Source organism: Pseudomonas sp. FP2300 (assembly GCF_030687595.1).
In the GTDB taxonomy this organism is placed as follows: domain Bacteria; phylum Pseudomonadota; class Gammaproteobacteria; order Pseudomonadales; family Pseudomonadaceae; genus Aquipseudomonas; species Aquipseudomonas bijieensis.
In genome coordinates this window covers 5,790,935-5,812,263 of the sequence record NZ_CP117440.1, presented here as the reverse complement: position 1 = coordinate 5,812,263, position 21,329 = coordinate 5,790,935, and the positions used below count along the sequence as shown (strand labels likewise).

Annotated in this window: 13 protein-coding genes, 2 tRNA genes and 3 rRNA genes; 14 read left to right on the top strand and 4 right to left on the bottom strand. The window is 57.6% G+C overall.

Annotation, left to right across the window (positions count from 1 at the left end; all coding sequences use genetic code 11):
• Complete coding sequence (locus tag PSH86_RS25820) at positions 1 to 423, bottom strand: DUF4124 domain-containing protein (RefSeq protein ID WP_162893865.1); 423 nt, start codon at positions 421 to 423, stop codon at positions 1 to 3.
• A gap of 401 nt (positions 424 to 824) precedes the next feature.
• Here PSH86_RS25820 and PSH86_RS25815 point away from each other — a divergent pair, with 401 nt between their 5' ends.
• From PSH86_RS25815 to PSH86_RS25750, 14 genes are all read left to right on the top strand, one after another.
• Entirely contained in the window at positions 825 to 2,549 is a 1,725-nt protein-coding gene (locus PSH86_RS25815) for an acetolactate synthase 3 large subunit (protein WP_116834279.1), read from the top strand.
• 2 nt (positions 2,550 to 2,551) lie between these two features.
• Entirely contained in the window at positions 2,552 to 3,043 is a 492-nt protein-coding gene (gene ilvN / locus PSH86_RS25810) for an acetolactate synthase small subunit (protein WP_003205610.1), read from the top strand.
• Between the two features lie 45 nt (positions 3,044 to 3,088).
• The gene (ilvC, locus tag PSH86_RS25805; RefSeq protein WP_109756335.1) at positions 3,089 to 4,105 is read left to right on the top strand and encodes a ketol-acid reductoisomerase; all 1,017 of its coding nucleotides are present in this window, start codon (positions 3,089 to 3,091) and stop codon (positions 4,103 to 4,105) included.
• A gap of 144 nt (positions 4,106 to 4,249) precedes the next feature.
• The gene (pssA, locus tag PSH86_RS25800) at positions 4,250 to 5,095 is read left to right on the top strand and encodes a CDP-diacylglycerol--serine O-phosphatidyltransferase (RefSeq protein ID WP_053125264.1); all 846 of its coding nucleotides are present in this window, start codon (positions 4,250 to 4,252) and stop codon (positions 5,093 to 5,095) included.
• Between the two features lie 75 nt (positions 5,096 to 5,170).
• Positions 5,171 to 6,184, top strand: coding sequence for a protein-methionine-sulfoxide reductase catalytic subunit MsrP (msrP, locus tag PSH86_RS25795; RefSeq protein WP_305485808.1), 1,014 nt, complete (start codon positions 5,171 to 5,173; stop codon positions 6,182 to 6,184).
• Positions 6,184 to 6,804, top strand: coding sequence for a protein-methionine-sulfoxide reductase heme-binding subunit MsrQ (gene msrQ, locus PSH86_RS25790; RefSeq protein WP_109756333.1), 621 nt, complete (start codon positions 6,184 to 6,186; stop codon positions 6,802 to 6,804). Before msrP ends, msrQ begins: the two co-directional genes overlap by 1 nt.
• Before the next feature lie 544 nt (positions 6,805 to 7,348).
• Positions 7,349 to 8,885: ribosomal RNA gene (locus PSH86_RS25785) — 16S ribosomal RNA — on the top strand.
• 64 nt (positions 8,886 to 8,949) lie between these two features.
• Positions 8,950 to 9,026, top strand: a tRNA-Ile gene (locus PSH86_RS25780).
• 27 nt (positions 9,027 to 9,053) lie between these two features.
• Positions 9,054 to 9,129: transfer RNA gene (locus PSH86_RS25775), tRNA-Ala, on the top strand.
• A 249-nt stretch (positions 9,130 to 9,378) separates the two neighbouring features.
• A 23S ribosomal RNA gene (locus PSH86_RS25770) occupies positions 9,379 to 12,270 on the top strand.
• Between the two features lie 171 nt (positions 12,271 to 12,441).
• Positions 12,442 to 12,557: ribosomal RNA gene (gene rrf / locus PSH86_RS25765) — 5S ribosomal RNA — on the top strand.
• Together the 16S, 23S and 5S rRNA genes with 2 tRNA genes alongside form the textbook arrangement of a ribosomal RNA operon.
• A gap of 148 nt (positions 12,558 to 12,705) precedes the next feature.
• The gene (locus tag PSH86_RS25760) at positions 12,706 to 13,365 is read left to right on the top strand and encodes a paraquat-inducible protein A (RefSeq protein WP_116833455.1); all 660 of its coding nucleotides are present in this window, start codon (positions 12,706 to 12,708) and stop codon (positions 13,363 to 13,365) included.
• Complete coding sequence (locus PSH86_RS25755; protein ID WP_109754934.1) at positions 13,352 to 13,975, top strand: paraquat-inducible protein A; 624 nt, start codon at positions 13,352 to 13,354, stop codon at positions 13,973 to 13,975. The genes PSH86_RS25760 and PSH86_RS25755 overlap by 14 nt, the downstream gene beginning before the upstream one ends.
• The gene (locus tag PSH86_RS25750) at positions 13,968 to 16,271 is read left to right on the top strand and encodes a PqiB family protein (protein WP_116834278.1); all 2,304 of its coding nucleotides are present in this window, start codon (positions 13,968 to 13,970) and stop codon (positions 16,269 to 16,271) included. Before PSH86_RS25755 ends, PSH86_RS25750 begins: the two co-directional genes overlap by 8 nt.
• A gap of 198 nt (positions 16,272 to 16,469) precedes the next feature.
• Here PSH86_RS25750 and mksF read toward each other — a convergent pair whose 3' ends face one another.
• From mksF to mksB, 3 genes are read right to left on the bottom strand one after another with little or no spacing between them, the layout of a single operon-like run.
• Positions 16,470 to 19,310, bottom strand: coding sequence for an Mks condensin complex protein MksF (mksF, locus tag PSH86_RS25745; protein ID WP_135847177.1), 2,841 nt, complete (start codon positions 19,308 to 19,310; stop codon positions 16,470 to 16,472).
• Complete coding sequence (gene mksE, locus PSH86_RS25740) at positions 19,307 to 20,008, bottom strand: Mks condensin complex protein MksE (RefSeq protein ID WP_014340217.1); 702 nt, start codon at positions 20,006 to 20,008, stop codon at positions 19,307 to 19,309. The genes mksF and mksE overlap by 4 nt, the downstream gene beginning before the upstream one ends.
• A complete protein-coding gene (gene mksB, locus PSH86_RS25735) occupies positions 19,998 to 21,278 on the bottom strand; it encodes an Mks condensin complex protein MksB (RefSeq protein ID WP_109754932.1) in 1,281 nt (426 codons plus the stop codon). Before mksB ends, mksE begins: the two co-directional genes overlap by 11 nt.
• Positions 21,279 to 21,329 lie beyond the last annotated feature (51 nt).

Here is a 21,329-nt window from a genome sequence, read left to right as displayed (position 1 = left end):
TTACTGGCAGTGCTCCTCGATCTGCTTGCTGGTTTCATCAATGCGCTGGCGCCGCTCTTCGTCAGTGAGGCGGCGCATTTCCCCCTCTACGTCCTCGCGAACCCTCGGGTTGTTTTGCAACTGCGCCAGGTTGGTCCTGGCCTGTTCGCAAAATGCCTTGAGCTGGGCTTCCTGCTCGGCAATCTGTTTCTTGACCTCTTTATCGATCGCTTTCTGGTCACCAATGGGCCCACCGGAAGGCGGCGCTGGCGGTTTGGTGACGGACGGTGAGGACTTGATCACGGTGGTGGCCTCGGTGCCTTCGGGCGGCTGGGCGCCGAAGTGGGTAACGCCCTGGGCGTCTACCCATTTGTAGACCTGGCCGGCCATGCACATCGGGCTCAGGCCAACCAGCAGGCTGGCCGTCAGGAAGATCATTCGCATGCTGTTTCCTTGTCATGGGTTGCGCAATTGAAGCTAACACAGTTGCCGTTTAAAGGTTTTTTCTTGCGTTCTCATGCGCTTACTTCGAATAAAGCACATTGACGACTTGACTTGCAGAAGGCGAAACAGAAGAATCCAAAGTCCGCTGTAGAGGGACTGCCAGAAGCAGACCCACTCGGCAGATCATGAGGCGCACATCCGCGCCGACCTGTTACACCCGCAACGCGTTACCTCGCGCTGGGTGGGAAAGGCCCGCAACACTTGGGACGATCCCAATACTTGCTCAGTCAGTGCTGACGTAGTCGGCGACCACCGTCGCTCATGCTCTGCCGAGAAGTAAACCTATTAAGACCCGTCCCCTCTTTGTGGGTCGGTATTCTGGCGTTTTAGAGGTGAACAACGTGGAGCTTTTATCTGGCGGTGAGATGCTCGTCCGCTTTTTGCGTGACGAAGGCGTCAAATATATCTACGGGTACCCCGGTGGTGCTCTTCTTCATGTCTATGATGCCCTGTTCAAAGAACCGGAAGTGACCCACATCCTGGTTCGTCACGAGCAGGCGGCCACCCATATGGCTGATGGTTATGCCCGTGCTACCGGCAAGGCCGGCGTGGTATTGGTGACTTCCGGTCCAGGCGCCACGAACGCCATCACCGGTATCGCCACCGCGTACATGGACTCCATCCCGATGGTGATCATCTCCGGCCAGGTGCCTAGCACCATGGTCGGCACCGATGCGTTCCAGGAAACCGACATGATCGGCATCTCCCGGCCGATCGTGAAGCACAGCTTCATGATCAAGCACGCGTCGGAAATCCCGGAGGTCATGAAGAAAGCTTTCTACCTGGCTGAATCCGGTCGTCCGGGCCCGGTCGTGGTCGATGTCCCGAAAGACATGACCAACCCGGCCGAGAAGTTCGAATACATCTTCCCGAAAAAAGCCAAGCTGCGTTCCTACAGCCCCGCGGTCCGTGGTCACTCCGGGCAAATCCGCAAGGCAGCCGAAATGCTGCTGGCGGCCAAGCGCCCTGTGCTGTACTCCGGTGGTGGTGTGATCCTCGGCGGTGGCTCCGCGCCGCTGACCGAGCTGGCGAAAATGCTCAACCTGCCGGTCACCAATACACTGATGGGCCTGGGCGCGTTCCCGGGCAGCGACCGTCAGTTCATCGGTATGCTCGGCATGCACGGCAGCTACACCGCCAACCTGGCGATGCACCACGCCGATGTGATCCTGGCGGTCGGCGCGCGTTTCGATGACCGTGTCATCAACGGCGCGGCGAAATTCTGCCCGAATGCCAAGATCATCCACATCGACATCGACCCGGCTTCCATCTCCAAGACCATCAAGGCAGACGTGCCGATTGTCGGTCCGGTAGAGAGTGTGCTGACTGAAATGGTCGCCATTCTCAAGGAAATCGGCGAGGTTCCGAACAAGGATTCCGTGGCCAGCTGGTGGAAGCAGGTCGATGAATGGCGCGGCGATCGTGGCCTGTTCCCTTACGACAAGGGCGACGGCAGTGTGATCAAGCCGCAGACCGTGATCGAAACCCTGTGCGAAGTGACCAAGGGCGATGCCTTTGTGACCTCCGACGTGGGCCAGCACCAGATGTTCGCCGCGCAGTACTACAAGTTCGACAAACCCAATCGCTGGATCAACTCCGGCGGCCTGGGCACCATGGGCTTCGGTTTCCCGGCGGCCATGGGCATCAAGTTGAGCTTTCCGGATGCCGACGTCGCCTGCGTCACCGGCGAGGGCAGTATCCAGATGAACATCCAGGAACTGTCCACCTGCCTGCAATACGGCTTGCCGGTGAAGATCGTGATCCTGAACAACGGTGTGTTGGGCATGGTTCGCCAGTGGCAGGACATGAGCTACGGCAGCCGTCACTCGCACTCCTACATGGAATCGCTGCCTGATTTCGTCAAGCTGGCGGAGGCCTATGGTCACGTTGGCGTGCGCATCACCGAATCGAAGGATTTGAAGTCGAAGATGGAGGAGGCGTTCGCCATGAAGGATCGCCTGGTGGTGATCGATATTGCGGTCGACACCAGCGAGCACGTCTACCCGATGCAGATCAAAGACGGCTCCATGCGCGATATGTGGCTGAGCAAGACGGAGCGTACCTAATCATGCGACATATTATTTCCTTGCTTCTGGAAAACGAACCGGGTGCGCTGTCTCGTGTTGTAGGCCTGTTCTCGCAGCGTAACTACAACATCGAAAGCCTGACCGTGGCGCCAACCGAAGACCCGACCCTGTCGCGTCTGACGCTGACCACCGTAGGGCACGATGAAATCATCGAGCAGATCACCAAGAACCTGAACAAGCTGATCGAGGTGGTCAAGCTGGTGGACCTGTCGGAAAGCGCTCACATCGAGCGTGAGCTGATGCTGGTCAAGGTCAAGGCCACCGGCGCCCAGCGCGCCGAGATCAAACGTACTACCGATATTTATCGTGGGCAGATCGTCGATGTCAGCGCCAGCGTCTATACCGTTCAGTTGACCGGTACCAGCGACAAGCTCGACAGCTTCATTCAATCGATCGGTACTGCCTCGATTCTGGAAACCGTACGCAGTGGCGTCACCGGGATTGCCCGTGGCGACAAAGTACTGAGCATCTAAACCAAATTAGCGAATGGCCTGAACGGCCGGATATAGGGGAATTTCATGAAAGTTTTCTACGATAAAGACTGCGACCTGTCGATCATCCAGGGCAAGAAAGTCGCCATCATCGGCTACGGTTCCCAAGGTCACGCCCAGGCGTGCAACCTGAAGGACTCTGGCGTTGACGTGACCGTCGGCTTGCGTAAAGGCTCGGCCACCGTTGCCAAGGCTGAGGCCCATGGCCTGAAAGTCGCTGACGTGGCTTCTGCCGTTGCCGCCGCCGACCTGGTGATGATCCTGACCCCGGACGAGTTCCAGGGCGCGTTGTACAAGAACGAAATCGAGCCGAACATCAAGAAAGGCGCGACCTTGGCCTTCTCCCACGGCTTCTCGATCCACTACAACCAGGTTGTTCCGCGTTCCGACCTCGACGTGATCATGATCGCGCCGAAGGCCCCGGGCCACACCGTGCGTTCCGAGTTCGTGAAGGGCGGCGGTATCCCTGACCTGATCGCGATCTATCAGGATGCGTCCGGCAACGCCAAGAACGTGGCCCTGTCCTACGCCGCTGGCGTGGGTGGCGGTCGTACCGGCATCATCGAAACCACCTTCAAGGACGAAACCGAAACCGACCTGTTCGGCGAGCAAGCCGTTCTGTGTGGCGGTACCGTCGAGCTGGTCAAGGCCGGTTTCGAAACCCTGGTTGAAGCTGGCTACGCGCCAGAAATGGCCTACTTCGAATGCCTGCACGAACTGAAGCTGATCGTTGACCTCATGTACGAAGGCGGCATCGCCAACATGAACTACTCGATCTCCAACAACGCCGAGTACGGCGAGTACGTGACTGGCCCGGAAGTCATCAACGCCGAGTCCCGCCAGGCCATGCGCAACGCCCTGAAACGTATTCAGGACGGCGAATACGCCAAGATGTTCATCAGCGAAGGCGCCACCGGCTATCCTTCGATGACCGCCAAGCGTCGCAATAACGCCGCCCATGGCATCGAAATCATCGGCGAGCAACTGCGCTCGATGATGCCGTGGATCAGCGCCAACAAGATCGTCGACAAAACCAAGAACTAAGTCGCGAGCTTGATCGAAAAACGCGGCCTTGGCCGCGTTTTTTCGTTTGGGCGGTGGCTTCTGGTATAAAGCTGCATCGTTTGCGGCCGAACCGTCGACCCAGACATCTGTCGAATTTTTTCACACCGTTGCAAGGTATTGTCCATGAGCGAACGTCCCGACGAGCCAAACCAGGCTCCTGACGCCGAAAGCCTGTTGCCCATCGATGAGCACATCGAAGAAGGCCATGACGCTGAAGGCCGTAAGGTCCGGCATCGTGGCATCTATCTGCTGCCGAACCTGTTCACCACCGCGAACCTGTTCGCCGGCTTCTATTCCATCATCAGCTCCATGAGTGCCCAGGCCGCCTTGAGCGCCGGCGATAGCGCAGGGGCGAGCCGCTACTTCGCGTTCGCCGCCATCGCGATCTTCGTCGCCATGGTGCTCGATGGCCTGGACGGGCGTGTCGCCCGCATGACCAATACCCAGAGCGCGTTCGGCGCCGAGTACGATTCGCTGTCCGACATGGTCGCTTTTGGCGTGGCTCCCGCCTTGCTGGCATTTGGCTGGGCGCTGGGGGACATGGGCAAGGTCGGCTGGATGGTCGCCTTTATCTACGTGGCAGGTGCGGCGTTGCGCCTGGCGCGTTTCAACACGCAAGTAGGCAAGGCTGACAAGCGCTACTTCATTGGCCTGGCCAGTCCGGCTGCGGCCGGTGTCGTGGCCGGTGTCGTCTGGGCATTCAGCGACTACGGCATCCAGGGTTCGAAGATGTCGTTCCTGGTGGCGTTGCTGGTTGCGGCGGCCGGGATGCTGATGGTCAGCAACATCAAGTACAACAGCTTCAAGGAGTTGGATCTGAAGGGCCGTGTGCCGTTCGTTGCGATTCTGGCGGTGGTGCTGGTATTTGCCGTGGTGTTCAGTGACCCGCCGCGTATCCTGCTGCTGGTGTTCCTTGCCTATGCCGCTTCCGGCCCGGTGCAGTACTTGCTGCGTCTTCGTCGACGCTAAACGTTGCCTTAATGTAATTTCCCCCATACTCCGCAGTCTATTGGTGCATCTGCCCTCCAATACTGCGGAGTTGTCATGCTGATCAAGATCCCCAAGTCGTCCGACTGCCGTGAATCGGATGTCACGCCCGAATCCCTCTATCTATCCCGTCGTCAAGTTCTGGGGGCCACCATGGCGGGTCTCGCCGTGAGCAGCTTGCCGCGATGGGCCGGCGCGGCCGATGCGGCGCGTTACGCCGATGTCGAGCCCGGCAAGGCTCCGTCCTGGTTTGTCGAGAAACTACCGTCTACCCAATGGGGGGCGGTCACGGTCAAGAATGAGCCCATTACACCGTTCAAGGACGCGACTCATTACAACAACTTCTATGAGTTCGGGACCGACAAGGGGGATCCGGCAGCCAATGCCGGATCCTTGAAGACCGAGCCCTGGAGCGTGGTAGTGGACGGGGAAGTGGGCAAGCCGGGACGCTATGGGTTGGAAGACTTCATGAAGCCTTATCAACTGGAAGAGCGTATTTATCGATTGCGCTGTGTCGAGGCTTGGTCGATGGTCATTCCGTGGATCGGCTTTCCCATCTCTGCATTGCTCAAGCAGGTCGAGCCGACCTCCAGGGCCAAATATATCCGCTTCGAAACCCTGCAGGATCCCAAGACCATGCCCGGGCAGCGTTCAGGTTTCGCTTTGATCGACTGGCCGTATGTCGAAGGCTTGCGATTGGATGAGGCGATGAACTCGCTGGCCATCCTGGCGGTGGGGATGTACGGGCGGGAGTTGCCGAACCAGAACGGCGCGCCGTTGCGGTTGGTGGTGCCGTGGAAGTACGGTTTCAAAAGTGTGAAGTCGATTGTGCGGATCAGTCTGGTGAGTGAGCAGCCGAAGACGACTTGGCAAAGCATTGCGTCTGATGAGTACGGCTTCTATGCCAACGTCAATCCGACAGTCGATCACCCGCGTTGGACCCAGGCACATGAACGCCGTCTGCCCAGTGGGCTGTTCAGCCCCAATGTCCGCGATACGTTGATGTTCAACGGCTATCAGGATGAAGTCGCTTCTTTATATGCGGGGATGGACCTGAGGAAGGACTACTGATGCGTTTTCCTGTCTGGCGAATTGGCGTCTTCATCGCGGCGGCGGTCTGGCCGTTGTTCTGGCTTTACGAGGCCTTGATGAACGCGCTGGGTCCTGACCCGGGCAAAGTCCTGGTGGATCGGCTCGGGTTGGGGACGCTGATTCTGTTGCTGATCACCTTGAGCATGACACCGCTGCAGAAACTGACGGGGTGGGCGGGGTGGATCGCCGTCCGGCGGCAGTTGGGGTTGTGGTGCTTTGCTTATGTGGTGTTGCATTTGAGTGGGTATGCGGCGTTCATATTGGGGTTCGACTGGTCGCAGTTGGGCGTGGAGTTGAGCAAGCGGCCTTACATTATCGTCGGGGCGCTCGGGTTCCTCGGTTTGTTGGCGCTGGCGGTCACATCCAATCGCTACAGTCAGCGACGGCTTGGTGTGCGCTGGAAGAAATTGCATCGCCTGGTTTATCTGATCCTGGGGCTTGGGTTGCTGCATATGCTGTGGATCGTGCGGGCGGATCTGAAGGAGTGGGCGATATACGCCTTTATAGGTGGCGTACTGTTGCTGCTGAGGGTGCCGCCGGTGATGCGCCGGATCCCGCGTTTGCTGGGCAGGAAAGTTCCTTCCGCAACAAAAGCGTAATTAAGGGTTGACGGCAAATTCTGGACGTCTATAATTCGCCCCACTTCCGGCGCAGTCGAAACGGAAAACTCCTTGAGATTCAATGAGTTAAGTGGGTTTCGAAGGGGTCGGGCTTCAGGTTATCGAAGCCAGGAAGTAGCTGATAAGGCAGTGTGGGTTTGGTCTTGTCAGCGGTTCGATCTTCTCGGTCGAAAGCGGTGAAAAAGAGGTGTTGACAGCAGCGAGTAACGCTGTAGAATTCGCCTCCCGCTAACGAGAGATCGGAAGCGCAAGTGGTTGAAGTTGAAAAGGAAACTTTGAAAACTTCTGAAAATAACCGCTTGACAGATACACCGGGCGCTGTAGAATGCGCGCCTCGGTTGAGACGAAAGCTCTTAACCAACCGCTCTTTAACAACTGAATCAAGCAATTCGTGTGGGTGCTTGTGGAGTCAGACTGCTAGTCAACAGATTATCAGCATCACAAGTTACTCCGCGAGAAATCAAAGATGTAACCAACGATTGCTGAGCCAAGTTTAGGGTTTTCTCAAAACCCAAAGATGTTTGAACTGAAGAGTTTGATCATGGCTCAGATTGAACGCTGGCGGCAGGCCTAACACATGCAAGTCGAGCGGTAGAGAGGTGCTTGCACCTCTTGAGAGCGGCGGACGGGTGAGTAATGCCTAGGAATCTGCCTGGTAGTGGGGGATAACGCTCGGAAACGGACGCTAATACCGCATACGTCCTACGGGAGAAAGCAGGGGACCTTCGGGCCTTGCGCTATCAGATGAGCCTAGGTCGGATTAGCTAGTTGGTGAGGTAATGGCTCACCAAGGCGACGATCCGTAACTGGTCTGAGAGGATGATCAGTCACACTGGAACTGAGACACGGTCCAGACTCCTACGGGAGGCAGCAGTGGGGAATATTGGACAATGGGCGAAAGCCTGATCCAGCCATGCCGCGTGTGTGAAGAAGGTCTTCGGATTGTAAAGCACTTTAAGTTGGGAGGAAGGGCATTAACCTAATACGTTAGTGTTTTGACGTTACCGACAGAATAAGCACCGGCTAACTCTGTGCCAGCAGCCGCGGTAATACAGAGGGTGCAAGCGTTAATCGGAATTACTGGGCGTAAAGCGCGCGTAGGTGGTTCGTTAAGTTGGATGTGAAAGCCCCGGGCTCAACCTGGGAACTGCATTCAAAACTGTCGAGCTAGAGTATGGTAGAGGGTGGTGGAATTTCCTGTGTAGCGGTGAAATGCGTAGATATAGGAAGGAACACCAGTGGCGAAGGCGACCACCTGGACTGATACTGACACTGAGGTGCGAAAGCGTGGGGAGCAAACAGGATTAGATACCCTGGTAGTCCACGCCGTAAACGATGTCAACTAGCCGTTGGGAGCCTTGAGCTCTTAGTGGCGCAGCTAACGCATTAAGTTGACCGCCTGGGGAGTACGGCCGCAAGGTTAAAACTCAAATGAATTGACGGGGGCCCGCACAAGCGGTGGAGCATGTGGTTTAATTCGAAGCAACGCGAAGAACCTTACCAGGCCTTGACATCCAATGAACTTTCCAGAGATGGATTGGTGCCTTCGGGAGCATTGAGACAGGTGCTGCATGGCTGTCGTCAGCTCGTGTCGTGAGATGTTGGGTTAAGTCCCGTAACGAGCGCAACCCTTGTCCTTAGTTACCAGCACGTTATGGTGGGCACTCTAAGGAGACTGCCGGTGACAAACCGGAGGAAGGTGGGGATGACGTCAAGTCATCATGGCCCTTACGGCCTGGGCTACACACGTGCTACAATGGTCGGTACAGAGGGTTGCCAAGCCGCGAGGTGGAGCTAATCCCACAAAACCGATCGTAGTCCGGATCGCAGTCTGCAACTCGACTGCGTGAAGTCGGAATCGCTAGTAATCGCGAATCAGAATGTCGCGGTGAATACGTTCCCGGGCCTTGTACACACCGCCCGTCACACCATGGGAGTGGGTTGCACCAGAAGTAGCTAGTCTAACCTTCGGGGGGACGGTTACCACGGTGTGATTCATGACTGGGGTGAAGTCGTAACAAGGTAGCCGTAGGGGAACCTGCGGCTGGATCACCTCCTTAATCGACGACTCAGCTGCTCCATGAGCTCCCACACGAATTGCTTGATTCATTGAAGAAGACGATTGGGTCTGTAGCTCAGTTGGTTAGAGCGCACCCCTGATAAGGGTGAGGTCGGCAGTTCGAATCTGCCCAGACCCACCAATTTCATGGTGTCCCCGGTAAAGATACGGGGCCATAGCTCAGCTGGGAGAGCGCCTGCCTTGCACGCAGGAGGTCAGCGGTTCGATCCCGCTTGGCTCCACCATTACAGATTGGCACAACGTTTAAAGCTTAGAAATGAGCATTCCACCCCAGGGTGATGAATGTTGATTTCTAGTCTTTTGATTAGATCGTTCTTTAAAAATTTGGGTATGTGATAGAAAGATAGACTGAACGTTACTTTCACTGGTAACGGCTCAGGCTAAGGTAAAATTTGTGAGTTGCTCTCATGAGCAAGATCGAATTTTCGGCGAATGTCGTCTTCACAGTATAACCAGATTGCTTGGGGTTATATGGTCAAGTGAAGAAGCGCATACGGTGGATGCCTTGGCAGTCAGAGGCGATGAAAGACGTGGTAGCCTGCGAAAAGCTTCGGGGAGTCGGCAAACAGACTTTGATCCGGAGATGTCTGAATGGGGGAACCCAGCCATCATAAGATGGTTATCTTGTACTGAATACATAGGTGCAAGAGGCGAACCAGGGGAACTGAAACATCTAAGTACCCTGAGGAAAAGAAATCAACCGAGATTCCCTTAGTAGTGGCGAGCGAACGGGGACTAGCCCTTAAGCTTCTTTGATTTTAGCGGAACGCTCTGGAAAGTGCGGCCATAGTGGGTGATAGCCCTGTACGCGAAAGGATCTTAGAAGTGAAATCGAGTAGGACGGAGCACGAGAAACTTTGTCTGAATATGGGGGGACCATCCTCCAAGGCTAAATACTACTGACTGACCGATAGTGAACTAGTACCGTGAGGGAAAGGCGAAAAGAACCCCGGAGAGGGGAGTGAAATAGATCCTGAAACCGTATGCGTACAAGCAGTGGGAGCCCACTTTGTTGGGTGACTGCGTACCTTTTGTATAATGGGTCAGCGACTTATTTTCAGTGGCGAGCTTAACCGAATAGGGGAGGCGTAGCGAAAGCGAGTCTTAATAGGGCGTCTAGTCGCTGGGAATAGACCCGAAACCGGGCGATCTATCCATGGGCAGGTTGAAGGTTAGGTAACACTGACTGGAGGACCGAACCGACTACCGTTGAAAAGTTAGCGGATGACCTGTGGATCGGAGTGAAAGGCTAATCAAGCTCGGAGATAGCTGGTTCTCCTCGAAAGCTATTTAGGTAGCGCCTCATGTATCACTGTAGGGGGTAGAGCACTGTTTCGGCTAGGGGGTCATCCCGACTTACCAAACCGATGCAAACTCCGAATACCTACAAGTGCCGAGCATGGGAGACACACGGCGGGTGCTAACGTCCGTCGTGAAAAGGGAAACAACCCAGACCGTCAGCTAAGGTCCCAAAGTTATGGTTAAGTGGGAAACGATGTGGGAAGGCTTAGACAGCTAGGAGGTTGGCTTAGAAGCAGCCACCCTTTAAAGAAAGCGTAATAGCTCACTAGTCGAGTCGGCCTGCGCGGAAGATGTAACGGGGCTCAAACCATACACCGAAGCTACGGGTATCACGCAAGTGATGCGGTAGAGGAGCGTTCTGTAAGCCTGTGAAGGTGAGTTGAGAAGCTTGCTGGAGGTATCAGAAGTGCGAATGCTGACATGAGTAACGACAATGGGTGTGAAAAACACCCACGCCGAAAGACCAAGGTTTCCTGCGCAACGTTAATCGACGCAGGGTTAGTCGGTCCCTAAGGCGAGGCTGAAAAGCGTAGTCGATGGAAAACAGGTTAATATTCCTGTACTTCTGGTTATTGCGATGGAGGGACGGAGAAGGCTAGGCCAGCTTGGCGTTGGTTGTCCAAGTTTAAGGTGGTAGGCTGGAATCTTAGGTAAATCCGGGATTCTAAGGCCGAGAGCTGATGACGAGTTACCCTTTGGGTGACGAAGTGGTTGATGCCATGCTTCCAAGAAAAGCTTCTAAGCTTCAGGTAACCAGGAACCGTACCCCAAACCGACACAGGTGGTTGGGTAGAGAATACCAAGGCGCTTGAGAGAACTCGGGTGAAGGAACTAGGCAAAATGGCACCGTAACTTCGGGAGAAGGTGCGCCGGTGAGGGTGAAGCACTTGCTGCGTAAGCCCACGCCGGTCGAAGATACCAGGCCGCTGCGACTGTTTATTAAAAACACAGCACTCTGCAAACACGAAAGTGGACGTATAGGGTGTGACGCCTGCCCGGTGCCGGAAGGTTAATTGATGGGGTTAGCTAACGCGAAGCTCTTGATCGAAGCCCCGGTAAACGGCGGCCGTAACTATAACGGTCCTAAGGTAGCGAAATTCCTTGTCGGGTAAGTTCCGACCTGCACGAATGGCGTAACGATGGCGGCGCTGTCTCCACCCGAGACTCAGTGAAATTGAAATCGCTGTGAAGATGCAGTGTATCCGCGGCTAGACGGAAAGACCCCGTGAACCTTTACTATAGCTTTGCACTGGACTTTGAATTTGCTTGTGTAGGATAGGTGGGAGGCTTTGAAGCGTGGACGCCAGTTCGCGTGGAGCCATCCTTGAAATACCACCCTGGCAACTTTGAGGTTCTAACTCAGGTCCGTTATCCGGATCGAGGACAGTGTATGGTGGGTAGTTTGACTGGGGCGGTCTCCTCCTAAAGAGTAACGGAGGAGTACGAAGGTGCGCTCAGACCGGTCGGAAATCGGTCGTAGAGTATAAAGGCAAAAGCGCGCTTGACTGCGAGACAGACACGTCGAGCAGGTACGAAAGTAGGTCTTAGTGATCCGGTGGTTCTGTATGGAAGGGCCATCGCTCAACGGATAAAAGGTACTCCGGGGATAACAGGCTGATACCGCCCAAGAGTTCATATCGACGGCGGTGTTTGGCACCTCGATGTCGGCTCATCACATCCTGGGGCTGAAGCCGGTCCCAAGGGTATGGCTGTTCGCCATTTAAAGTGGTACGCGAGCTGGGTTTAGAACGTCGTGAGACAGTTCGGTCCCTATCTGCCGTGGACGTTTGAGATTTGAGAGGGGCTGCTCCTAGTACGAGAGGACCGGAGTGGACGAACCTCTGGTGTTCCGGTTGTCACGCCAGTGGCATTGCCGGGTAGCTATGTTCGGAAAAGATAACCGCTGAAAGCATCTAAGCGGGAAACTTGCCTCAAGATGAGATCTCACTGGGACCTTGAGTCCCCTGAAGGGCCGTCGAAGACTACGACGTTGATAGGCAGGGTGTGTAAGCGCTGTGAGGCGTTGAGCTAACCTGTACTAATTGCCCGTGAGGCTTGACCATATAACACCCAAGCAATTTGTATCCTCCAGGCCAAAGGCCAAGAGACCAGATTGCGGTGTGTGAAGACGACACGAACCGAAAGTTCGCATCGCTCACGAACGCAACACACAAATCTATCGCATACCCATTCGCTGGCACGTGACCGCAAGGCACGCACCGGCTACCGAATTTCTTGACGACCATAGAGCATTGGAACCACCTGATCCCATCCCGAACTCAGAAGTGAAACGATGCATCGCCGATGGTAGTGTGGGGTTTCCCCATGTGAGAGTAGGTCATCGTCAAGATTAAATTCCGAAACCCCTATCTGCTGACGCAGGTAGGGGTTTTGTTTTGCCCGTAGGAAAAGTCTACGAAAGCTCGTGATAAATTTGCACAGTTATTTCCGAGCTGGAGCACTAGAATAGCCCCACCTTAGCTGAGCCAGAGCTGTTTATGCCCGATCCGTCAGACATTGATAGGTTGTCAGATCTACCCCTGAGCGATCTGGTGGCATGTCATGAGTGCGACCTTTTGATGCGCAAGCCTCAACTGGCCCATGGCGAAAAAGCCGAGTGCCCCCGCTGCGGCTATGAGCTCTATGCTCACCGGCACAACGTAGTCGAGCGCAGTCTTGCCCTGGTTATTGCCGCCCTGCTGTTATACGTGCCGGCCAACTTCTTACCCATCATGCAACTCAATCTGCTCGGGCAGTCGTCCCAGGATACCGTTTGGAGTGGGGTAGTCGGTTTGTTCGATACCGGTATGCAAGGCATCGCGGCAGTGGTGTTCCTGTGCAGCATGGGCATCCCGCTGCTCAAGTTGCTTTGTCAGTTGGCTGTGCTGTTGACCATTCGCTTGGACTTTGGCCGTAGCTACGGTTTGTTGCTGTACCGCATTTATCACCATTTACGAGACTGGGGGATGCTTGAGGTCTACCTCATGGGCGTGCTGGTGGCCATCGTCAAGTTGGCCGACATGGCGGCCATCACCGTAGGCCTTGGCCTGGTGTGTTTCATCAGTTTGTTGCTGGTCCAGGTCTGGCTGGAGGTGGTGATGTCACCGCATCAGATCTGGCAGGCGTTATCAGGAGAAGATGCCCATGCGGGCGATTGATGCAGGCATTCTGATCTGTACGGAGTGCCATGAGTTGAATCGGCAGGACGCTGAAGCCGACAACCAAACCTGTACTCGCTGCGGCGCGCTGGTTCACCCCCGTCGCCCGAACAGCTTGATGCGGACCTGGGCATTGTTGATCACGGCCGCGATTCTCTATATTCCGGCCAACATGTTGCCGATCATGACCATCAACTCGCTGGGCCAAGGTGCCCCGAGTACGATCATGTCCGGCGTCATCGAGTTGGTACAACACGGCATGATTCCCATCGCCGCCGTGGTGTTCATCGCCAGTATCCTTGTACCCACCTTCAAGTTGGTGGGTATCGCCTTGTTGCTGTTTTCCGTGCAACGGCACCAGCCCATGTCGGCGCGGCAACGCATCTTTATGTACCGTTTCATCGAGTTCATTGGTCGTTGGTCGATGCTGGATATTTTCGTGATTGCCATTCTGGTGGCAGTGGTGAATTTTGGGCGACTCGCCAGTGTCGAAGCCGGTCTCGGCGCGATCGCTTTCGCCAGCGTAGTGATTTTGACAATGATTGCCGCAGTAACTTTCGATCCCCGACTGATTTGGGATAACACGGAGTCGGATGACGACCATGACTGATTTGCCTACCGCTAAAACCCGACCGGCTTCGAACTGGTCGGCCATCTGGGTCTTGCCGTTGATTGCCTTGATCATCGGCGGCTGGCTCGGCTGGCGGGCTTATAACGAGACCGGAATCGAGATCACTGTGCGCTTTGAGAGTGGCGAAGGCATCCAGGTCAACAAAACCGAAGTCGTCTACAAAGGGATGACGGTCGGCAAAGTGACGGCCCTTAAACTCGATGACGAAGGCAACTCCAAGGGCGTGGTCGCGACGGTCGAGATGAATAAGGACGTCGAGCAATACCTCAAGACCGGAACGCGTTTCTGGCTGGTCAAGCCGAGCGTAAGCCTGGCCGGGATCACTGGCCTGGAAACCCTGGTATCGGGTAACTATGTGGCCATCAGCCCCGGTGAAGGCGAATCGACCCGTAAATTCAAGGCCCTGGTCGAAGAGCCGCCGCTGTCGGACGCCAAGCCGGGTTTGCATCTGACCCTCAAGGCTGATCGGTTGGGTTCACTGAACCGTGGCAGCCCGGTGTTCTACAAACAGATCCAGGTCGGTCAGGTGAAGAGCTACCTGCTGTCCGAGGATCAGAGCAAGGTCGAGATCAAAATCTTCATCGAGCCGACCTATGCCAACCTGGTGCGCAAACATACGCGTTTCTGGAACGCCAGTGGCATCAGCATCGATGCCAACCTCTCGGGCGTCAAAGTGCGCAGCGAGTCCCTGGCCAGCATCGTGGCCGGGGGGATTGCCTTCGCCACGCCGGAAAGCCGCAAGGACAGCCCGCCGACGGACCCAAGCCTGCCGTTCCGTCTTTACGAAGACTTCGACGCTGCTGCGGCGGGTATCCGTGTAAAGGTCAAACTCAGCGATTTCGAAGGATTGCAGGCCGGCCGTACGCCGGTCATGTACAAGGGTATTCAGGTCGGCAGTCTGAAGAACCTCAAGGTCGATCCAGACCTGTCCAGCGCCACGGCTGAATTGACCCTGGACCCGCTGGCCGAAGATTACCTGGTGACCGGCACGCAGTTCTGGGTCGTCAAGCCGTCGATCTCCCTGGCGGGTATCACTGGCCTGGAAGCGCTGGTCAAGGGCAACTACATTGCCGTGCGACCGGGTGACAAGGGCGGCGCGCCGCAGCGCGAGTTCGAAGCCCGGGCCAAAGCGCCGCCGCTGGACTTGCGTTCCCCGGGGCTGCACTTGGTCCTGCTGACCGAAAACCTCGGATCGCTGGAGGTTGGCAGTCCGATCCTCTACAAGCAGGTCAAGGTCGGCTCGGTGCAGAGCTATCAGTTCTCCCGCAAGAAAAAGCAGTTGATCATCGGTGTACACATCGAGAAGGAATACGAAGGACTGGTCAACGGCTCCACACGTTTCTGGAACGCCAGTGGCATCACCCTCTCGGGAGGCTTGACGGGCGGGATCCAGGTCAAGAGTGAGTCCCTGCAAAGCCTGATGGCTGGCGGGATTGCCTTCGAAACCCCGGAACCGAATGTGCCGCTGAAAAGACGCATTCCACGCTTCCGCCTGTTTGCCGATCATGAAACTGCACAGCAGCGGGGCACCATGGTCACGATCAAGGTCGACCGCGCCGATGGTTTGCGCAGTGGTACGCCGATTCGTTTCAAAGGGTTGGATGTAGGCAAGATCGAGGATGTTGATCTCAGCGCCGATATGCAATCGGTGCTGCTCACTGCGCGTATCACCGAAGTGCCGGAGCGCATCGCCCGGGTCGGGTCCCAGTTCTGGGTGGTCAAGCCTGAACTGGGGTTGATGAAGACCTCCAACCTGGAAACGCTGGTAACCGGCCAATACATTGAAGTGCAGCCTTCGGCGAAAAACCTCGGGCCGCAGAAGAGCTTCGTGGCCCTTGCCAATCCACCGGAAAGCGCTGTGCCCGAAGCGGGGCTGAGCCTGGTGCTGAGCGCGGCCCGCCGTGGTTCGTTGAAGATCGGCGTGCCGGTGACCTATCGCGAGATTACGGTGGGCAAGGTTACCGGTTATGAACTGGGCCAGACGGCGGACCGGGTGCTGATCCATATCCTGATCGAGCCTAAATATGCGCCGTTGGTGCGCAGCGGCTCACGCTTCTGGAACAGCAGTGGCTTCGGTCTGGACTTCGGTCTGTTCAAGGGCGCCACGGTGCGAACCGAGTCGCTTGAAACGCTGATCCAGGGTGGCATTGCCTTCGCAACGCCGGATGGCGAAAGAATGGGCAGCCCGGCACGAGCGGAGCAGACCTTCCCACTGTTCGACAAGTTTGAAGATGAATGGCTGACTTGGGCGCCGAAGATCAGTCTCGGCAAATAATTGGGCCGCGTTAGTTTGTCCTGACGTCTTCGCGAGCAGGCTCGCTCCCACAGATCAAGTGTCGTTCATGGCTATCAAGTACGACATCAATCCAATGTGGGAGCGAGCCTGCTCGCGATGATGTTCATTAAAGACTTCGCAATGAAAAAGGCCGCGATCCATTTGGATCGCGGCCTTTTTCACATCCGGAGATTCACATCACACCGGATCCAGCTCCGGCTCATCGGCCTGTACATTCACCGTGGCCCTCACCGCATCGTGACGCCGGATGTATTTCCAGTCCGCTTCGTCGATGTAAATGCCGTTCGGGCCGCTGCCGCCTTCCAGGTCGATGGCGACACTGGCGCAGACTTGCGGCTTCACGCTGGCCAGGATCGGCACGAAGCCCAGTTGCAGGCTGGTTTCCAGCAGCGCGGCCTGGTTTTTCTCGTCGATGTCCGCCGCTTCGTCGAGGTAGTACGGCAAGCGCACACGACCGGCCTGTTCGCGGTCCATCAGGTGCAGCAACAAATACATGTTGGTCAGCGCCTTGATGGTCATGGTGGTGCCGTTGGATGCCGCACCGTCGATGTCGGTGTGGATCACGGGTTGGCCGTTGACCTTGGTGATCTCGAACGCCAGTTCGAACAGGTCCTTGAGACCGAGCTGGTTGTGGTTCGCTGCCACCAGACGCGCCAGGTATTCCTTGGCTTCTTCGTTCTTGTTGTCCTGCTCGGCGCTCTGGCTGAGGTCGAACACCGACAGCGTCTCGCCTTCCTCGTACTGGCCGGCACTGTGGATGATCTGGTCGATGTGCTTGAGCGCTTCCTTGTTCGGCGCCAGGACGATCCGGAAGCTCTGCAGGTTGGACACCTGGCGCTTGTTGATCTCGCGGTTGAACAGCGCCAGTTGATGTTCGAGGCTGTCGTAGTCGCTGCGAATGTTGCGCAGGGTCCGGGCAATGTCGGTCACTGCCGCGCGTCGGGCCTTGCCCAGGGTCAGGGCTTCGTCGGTGCGGTGGGCATAGGCGTTGATCAGCAGTTGCAGACGGCGTTCCATGTCGTCTTCACTGTCGAACTTGGCCACGCCCTTGAGGCGCACCTGGGCATACAGCGCTTCGATCTGGCCGTCGACCCGCAACAGGCCTTGCCAGCTATCCTGATAGTCATTGAGCAGCGGCAGCAGGTTGTCCATGGAATCGTCGACCGGGTCCATGAATGGCGTGCCGAACGGCAGGTCCGCGGGCAGCAATTGGCGACGGCGCAGGGCGTCGTCGAGGGTGCGCTGCTTGGCTTCCATGTCGGCGATCTGCCTGCCCACCAGTTGCAACTTGGCGGACAACTGCTGGACGCGCTCGGTGAAGGCATCGCTGGAGCGCTTGAGTTCGTCCTGGGCGGCTTCCATTTGCGCCAGTTGCTCGAGCTTCTCGCCTTCCTCGGCACTCAGGGTCTGGGTGCGGCGGAAGTCTTCCAGGGCTTTTTGCGCATCCAGGACCTGTTGGTACAGCGCTTCGGTCTGGGTCTTGCTCGCGGCACGGTCGGCGGCCACGGCTTGCTGGGTCTTAAGCTGCTTGAGTTCTTTTTCCAGGCGCTCTTTCTGGTCCCGCAGTGCGGCGCGATCGGCCAGGGCTTGCAGGGCTGGCGGTTCGATGTGGGACAGGTCGATGGACAGGCCCGGGACTTCGAAGCGTTCGCCCTTGAAGCCGTCGAGGATCAGTTCCATGGATTTGACCCACTCGCCGTTTTCGTCCAGCGCGATGCCGTGTTCGCCCAGTGGCAGGCTGAACAGGGCGCTGTTGAACAGGCGCATCAGGCGCTCGACATCCTGTTGCGAGAACTCTTCGCGCAGGCGGGCGTAGCTGTTGTTGTCGGCGTGATCGAGTTGCTGCTTGACCGACTTCAGGCGTTTTTCCAGATCCCGCAGGCGCTCTTCGAGGTCTTCGGCGCTGAACTGCCGGGACTGGGCCAGGGCGCCGGCCAGTTCATCGTGGGCGTCCTTGGCGGCGAGCAGTTGCTGCTCCAGGACCTTGACGTCATCCACCAGGGCGAAGCGGTTCTTGAGCACTGACAGCTCGCCGATCCAGCGCTGGATACCGCTGATTTCCCGCTCCAGGCGCATCAGCTCCTGGGTGCCACCGCGCTGGTCGTTCTGCAGCGAATCCTGTTCGTTGCGATAGTGTTCGGCCTGGATGGTCAGCTCTTCCTTGCGCGCACTGGCGTAGTCCGACCAGGTACCCAGCAACGAGTCGAGCAATGGCGACAGGCGATGCAGTTTTCCGCGCAAAATGTCGCGCTGCTTCACGCCATTGGCCAGGGCTTCAACCAGCGGGCCGGCGGCGACCAGGGAGTTGTAGTCCTGCTCCATGCGTCGTACGTCGCGGAAGGCTTCTTCGCACGCGGCGATGTAATCCACGCTACCGGAGCGCAGGCTGTGCTCGAACGCGTCGAGGAACAGTTGCTTGAGCTTGGCCGCGGTGATTTCGCGCATGTGCAGCAGGTTGATGAACAGCGCGCGGAAAGTCTTGAGGCTTTGCTCGCTGGTGGAGCGCAGCGGGATCAGCGTCAGGTCCAGCGGAATCGAGGTGTGCCCACCCACCAGCAGGCGCCGCAGTTCATCCGGTTTGAGTTCGTAGGCTTTGAGGCCTTCACGCTCCAGGTTGGTGAACAGCTCTTTCTGCCGCAGGCAGGTGTCATCTTTCTGGTAGTGAGCCAGGTCCAGTTTGCCGGCGTAGGCAAAGAACTGGTGACCGAAACCGCCGCCCGGGCCGCGACCGACCACGCCGATCACATGCGGGCCGTGGGGCAGGGCGACTTCCACCAGGATGTAGCTGGTGTCCGAGGCAAAGTAGAACCTCCGGGATTGCTCCAGGCTGTACTTGCCGAAGCTCATGTCCGACATGCGCGCCAGGATCGGGAACTGCAAGGCGTTGATCGAGGCGGATTTACCCAGGTTGTTCGCACCGTATACCGACAGCGGTTCTTCCAGCGGGAACAGACCGAGGCTGTAGCCGGCGGTGTTCAAAAGGGCAAAGCGGCGGATGCCGTAGCGTTCCTTGCTCATGCGTCGGTCTCCTGTTCTTCGGCAATGGCGCGGGCCAGTGCGTCTTCTTCGCTTTCACCTTCGAATTCGCTCAGATCCAGCGGATCATCGGTTTGCAGCAGCTTCTCGTCGCTGTCTTCGTCGATCAGCACCGGTGCCGGCAACGGCAGCACGCTGTGCAGGCTGGCGGCCAGGTCGCGGTCCTGCTGGACCGACAGGCAGACATCGAGGAAGCGGTGCATCGGCGGCAGGAAGCGGTACACGCCGTTCTCTTCGCTGGCAAAACCCAGTTGGGTCATGCGCCGCATGATTTTTTCTTCCAGCTCTTCCTGGGTTTGTACTTCGGCCTGGATGAACAGGTCGCGGTATTTTTCCAGCAGCGAAGGCAGCTCATCGCGGCCCAGGCTGCCACCGTCGAGCACGGCGATCGGGTCGCGGCCCTGGTCGGCCAGGTGCTCGACGAGGATGAAGGTGAACAGGGCCAGGCGCTGGGCGGTCTTGTTCACCGCCGCGGCGGCCAGGTCCGGCACGAAGTAGTAGAAGCCACGGGTGTCGCATACCAGCTCGAAGCCCAGGGCCTTGAACAGCGTGCGGTACTGGTCCTGGAAGTTCGACAGTTGCGCGTACAGCTCCGGGTCGCGGCGGCTGACGTGATAGCCCTTGAACAGCTCGCGGAAGATCGGCGCCAGCTGGGACAGTTCGGATAGATCAAGATGCATGGGGGATGCTCGCAGAATCCTCGGCGGCGCTGTCGCGGGCCGAGAGCAGGGCGAAGGAGCGCAGGCTGACCTGATGCTCGTGAGTGTGGTATTCGCGGCGTTCCAGACGCTCGCGCTTGAAACGTTTTTCCCGCGACAGGCGCGAGAACCAATACAGCAATTCGTCGGTGGCGCCGTCCGGTTCCTGTTCCAGCAGCCAGGTCATGAGGTCCGGCATCGGCAGGGCGTCTTCGCAACGCTCGACCATCTCGCGCACGGTGCGTGGCGCACGCGGTGCTTCGCCGCCCTTGTGGGTCTTGTGGGACTTGGGGAAACGCGCCGGTTTCGGTTCGAAACGGGCCAGGGCATAGACATAGGCCTCGACCTGGCTGGCGCTGCCGAGGAAGGTGCTTTGCGGCCGTGTGAACAGCGGCATGGCGGCCTGTGGCACGGCATCGATGCCTTTGCGACGAATGGCGGCCAGGGCCAGCGCGGCGCCACGGGTCACGGCGTTGTGGCGGCGGGCTTCTTCGCGCAGTGGCAGGAGCAGTTCACGGGCATGGCGCAGGGTCAGTTGGGCACTGGTCTGCATCTCGAGGATGCGCGCGTGGGTGCGCAGCAGCATGTCGTCGTCCACCAGGTGGCCGAGGCGCTGCTGTTCGGTGAGCATGCGCAACAGCACGTTCTCGACCTTGCGCACGCCTTGCTCGAACGCGCCATCGGCGTTCACCAGTTGGATCATCGGCTCGACGTATTCGTCCCAGGTTGCCAACACTTCCGCGTAGCGCTGGCGCAGCGGGATCTGCCGGTCGCTGGTCTTGGCCCGTTCGGCCACGGCCACCAGAGCCTGTTCGTCGTTGGCGAGTTTCTTGAGCACGTCGCGCACGCGCATGTCCAGCAGGCGCAACTGGCGGGCCAGGTCGTTGCCGTCGCGGATGTCGAAGGCGTCCTGGATGTAGCCGGCGAGGCGCTCGAGGTGGCGCAGGTAGGCTTCGATCTCCAGGCACAGGCCCAGGCGGTGTTCGCGGCGCAGGTAGGCGAGGAAGTCATGGATCTGGGCATTGAGCTCGAAGCGGTTCGGGCTTTTCGCCACCGGTACGAGGATGTCCAGGCGGATCCACACGTCCAGCAGGTTGGTGATGTCCTGGGGCGTGCTGTCCAGTTGTTGGGCGGCCAGCTGTGAACGCAATTCGTTGAGGCTCAGGGTGCCCTGGTCGAAGTGCTCGCACAAAGGTTCCAGCAATGCCCAGTGTTCAGCGAGGGCGCGCAAGACGCGCTTGGGTTCGATCATCGCAATGGCCGTCGGGTTGGCAATTAAAAGCGGCGATTGTACTGCATCGGG

Excerpts from the sequence above, each read along its gene's own strand:
- PSH86_RS25820 (WP_162893865.1), bottom strand. The coding sequence starts at position 423 with ATGCGAATGATCTTCCTGACGGCCAGCCTGCTGGTTGGCCTGAGCCCG.
- ilvN (WP_003205610.1), top strand. The coding sequence starts at position 2,552 with ATGCGACATATTATTTCCTTGCTTCTGGAAAACGAACCGGGTGCGCTG.
- ilvC (WP_109756335.1), top strand. The coding sequence starts at position 3,089 with ATGAAAGTTTTCTACGATAAAGACTGCGACCTGTCGATCATCCAGGGC.
- pssA (WP_053125264.1), top strand. The coding sequence starts at position 4,250 with ATGAGCGAACGTCCCGACGAGCCAAACCAGGCTCCTGACGCCGAAAGC.
- msrP (WP_305485808.1), top strand. The coding sequence starts at position 5,171 with ATGCTGATCAAGATCCCCAAGTCGTCCGACTGCCGTGAATCGGATGTC.
- msrQ (WP_109756333.1), top strand. The coding sequence starts at position 6,184 with ATGCGTTTTCCTGTCTGGCGAATTGGCGTCTTCATCGCGGCGGCGGTC.
- PSH86_RS25760 (WP_116833455.1), top strand. The coding sequence starts at position 12,706 with ATGCCCGATCCGTCAGACATTGATAGGTTGTCAGATCTACCCCTGAGC.
- PSH86_RS25755 (WP_109754934.1), top strand. The coding sequence starts at position 13,352 with ATGCGGGCGATTGATGCAGGCATTCTGATCTGTACGGAGTGCCATGAG.
- PSH86_RS25750 (WP_116834278.1), top strand. The coding sequence starts at position 13,968 with ATGACTGATTTGCCTACCGCTAAAACCCGACCGGCTTCGAACTGGTCG.
- mksF (WP_135847177.1), bottom strand. The coding sequence starts at position 19,310 with ATGAGCAAGGAACGCTACGGCATCCGCCGCTTTGCCCTTTTGAACACC.
- mksE (WP_014340217.1), bottom strand. The coding sequence starts at position 20,008 with ATGCATCTTGATCTATCCGAACTGTCCCAGCTGGCGCCGATCTTCCGC.
- mksB (WP_109754932.1), bottom strand. The coding sequence starts at position 21,278 with ATGATCGAACCCAAGCGCGTCTTGCGCGCCCTCGCTGAACACTGGGCA.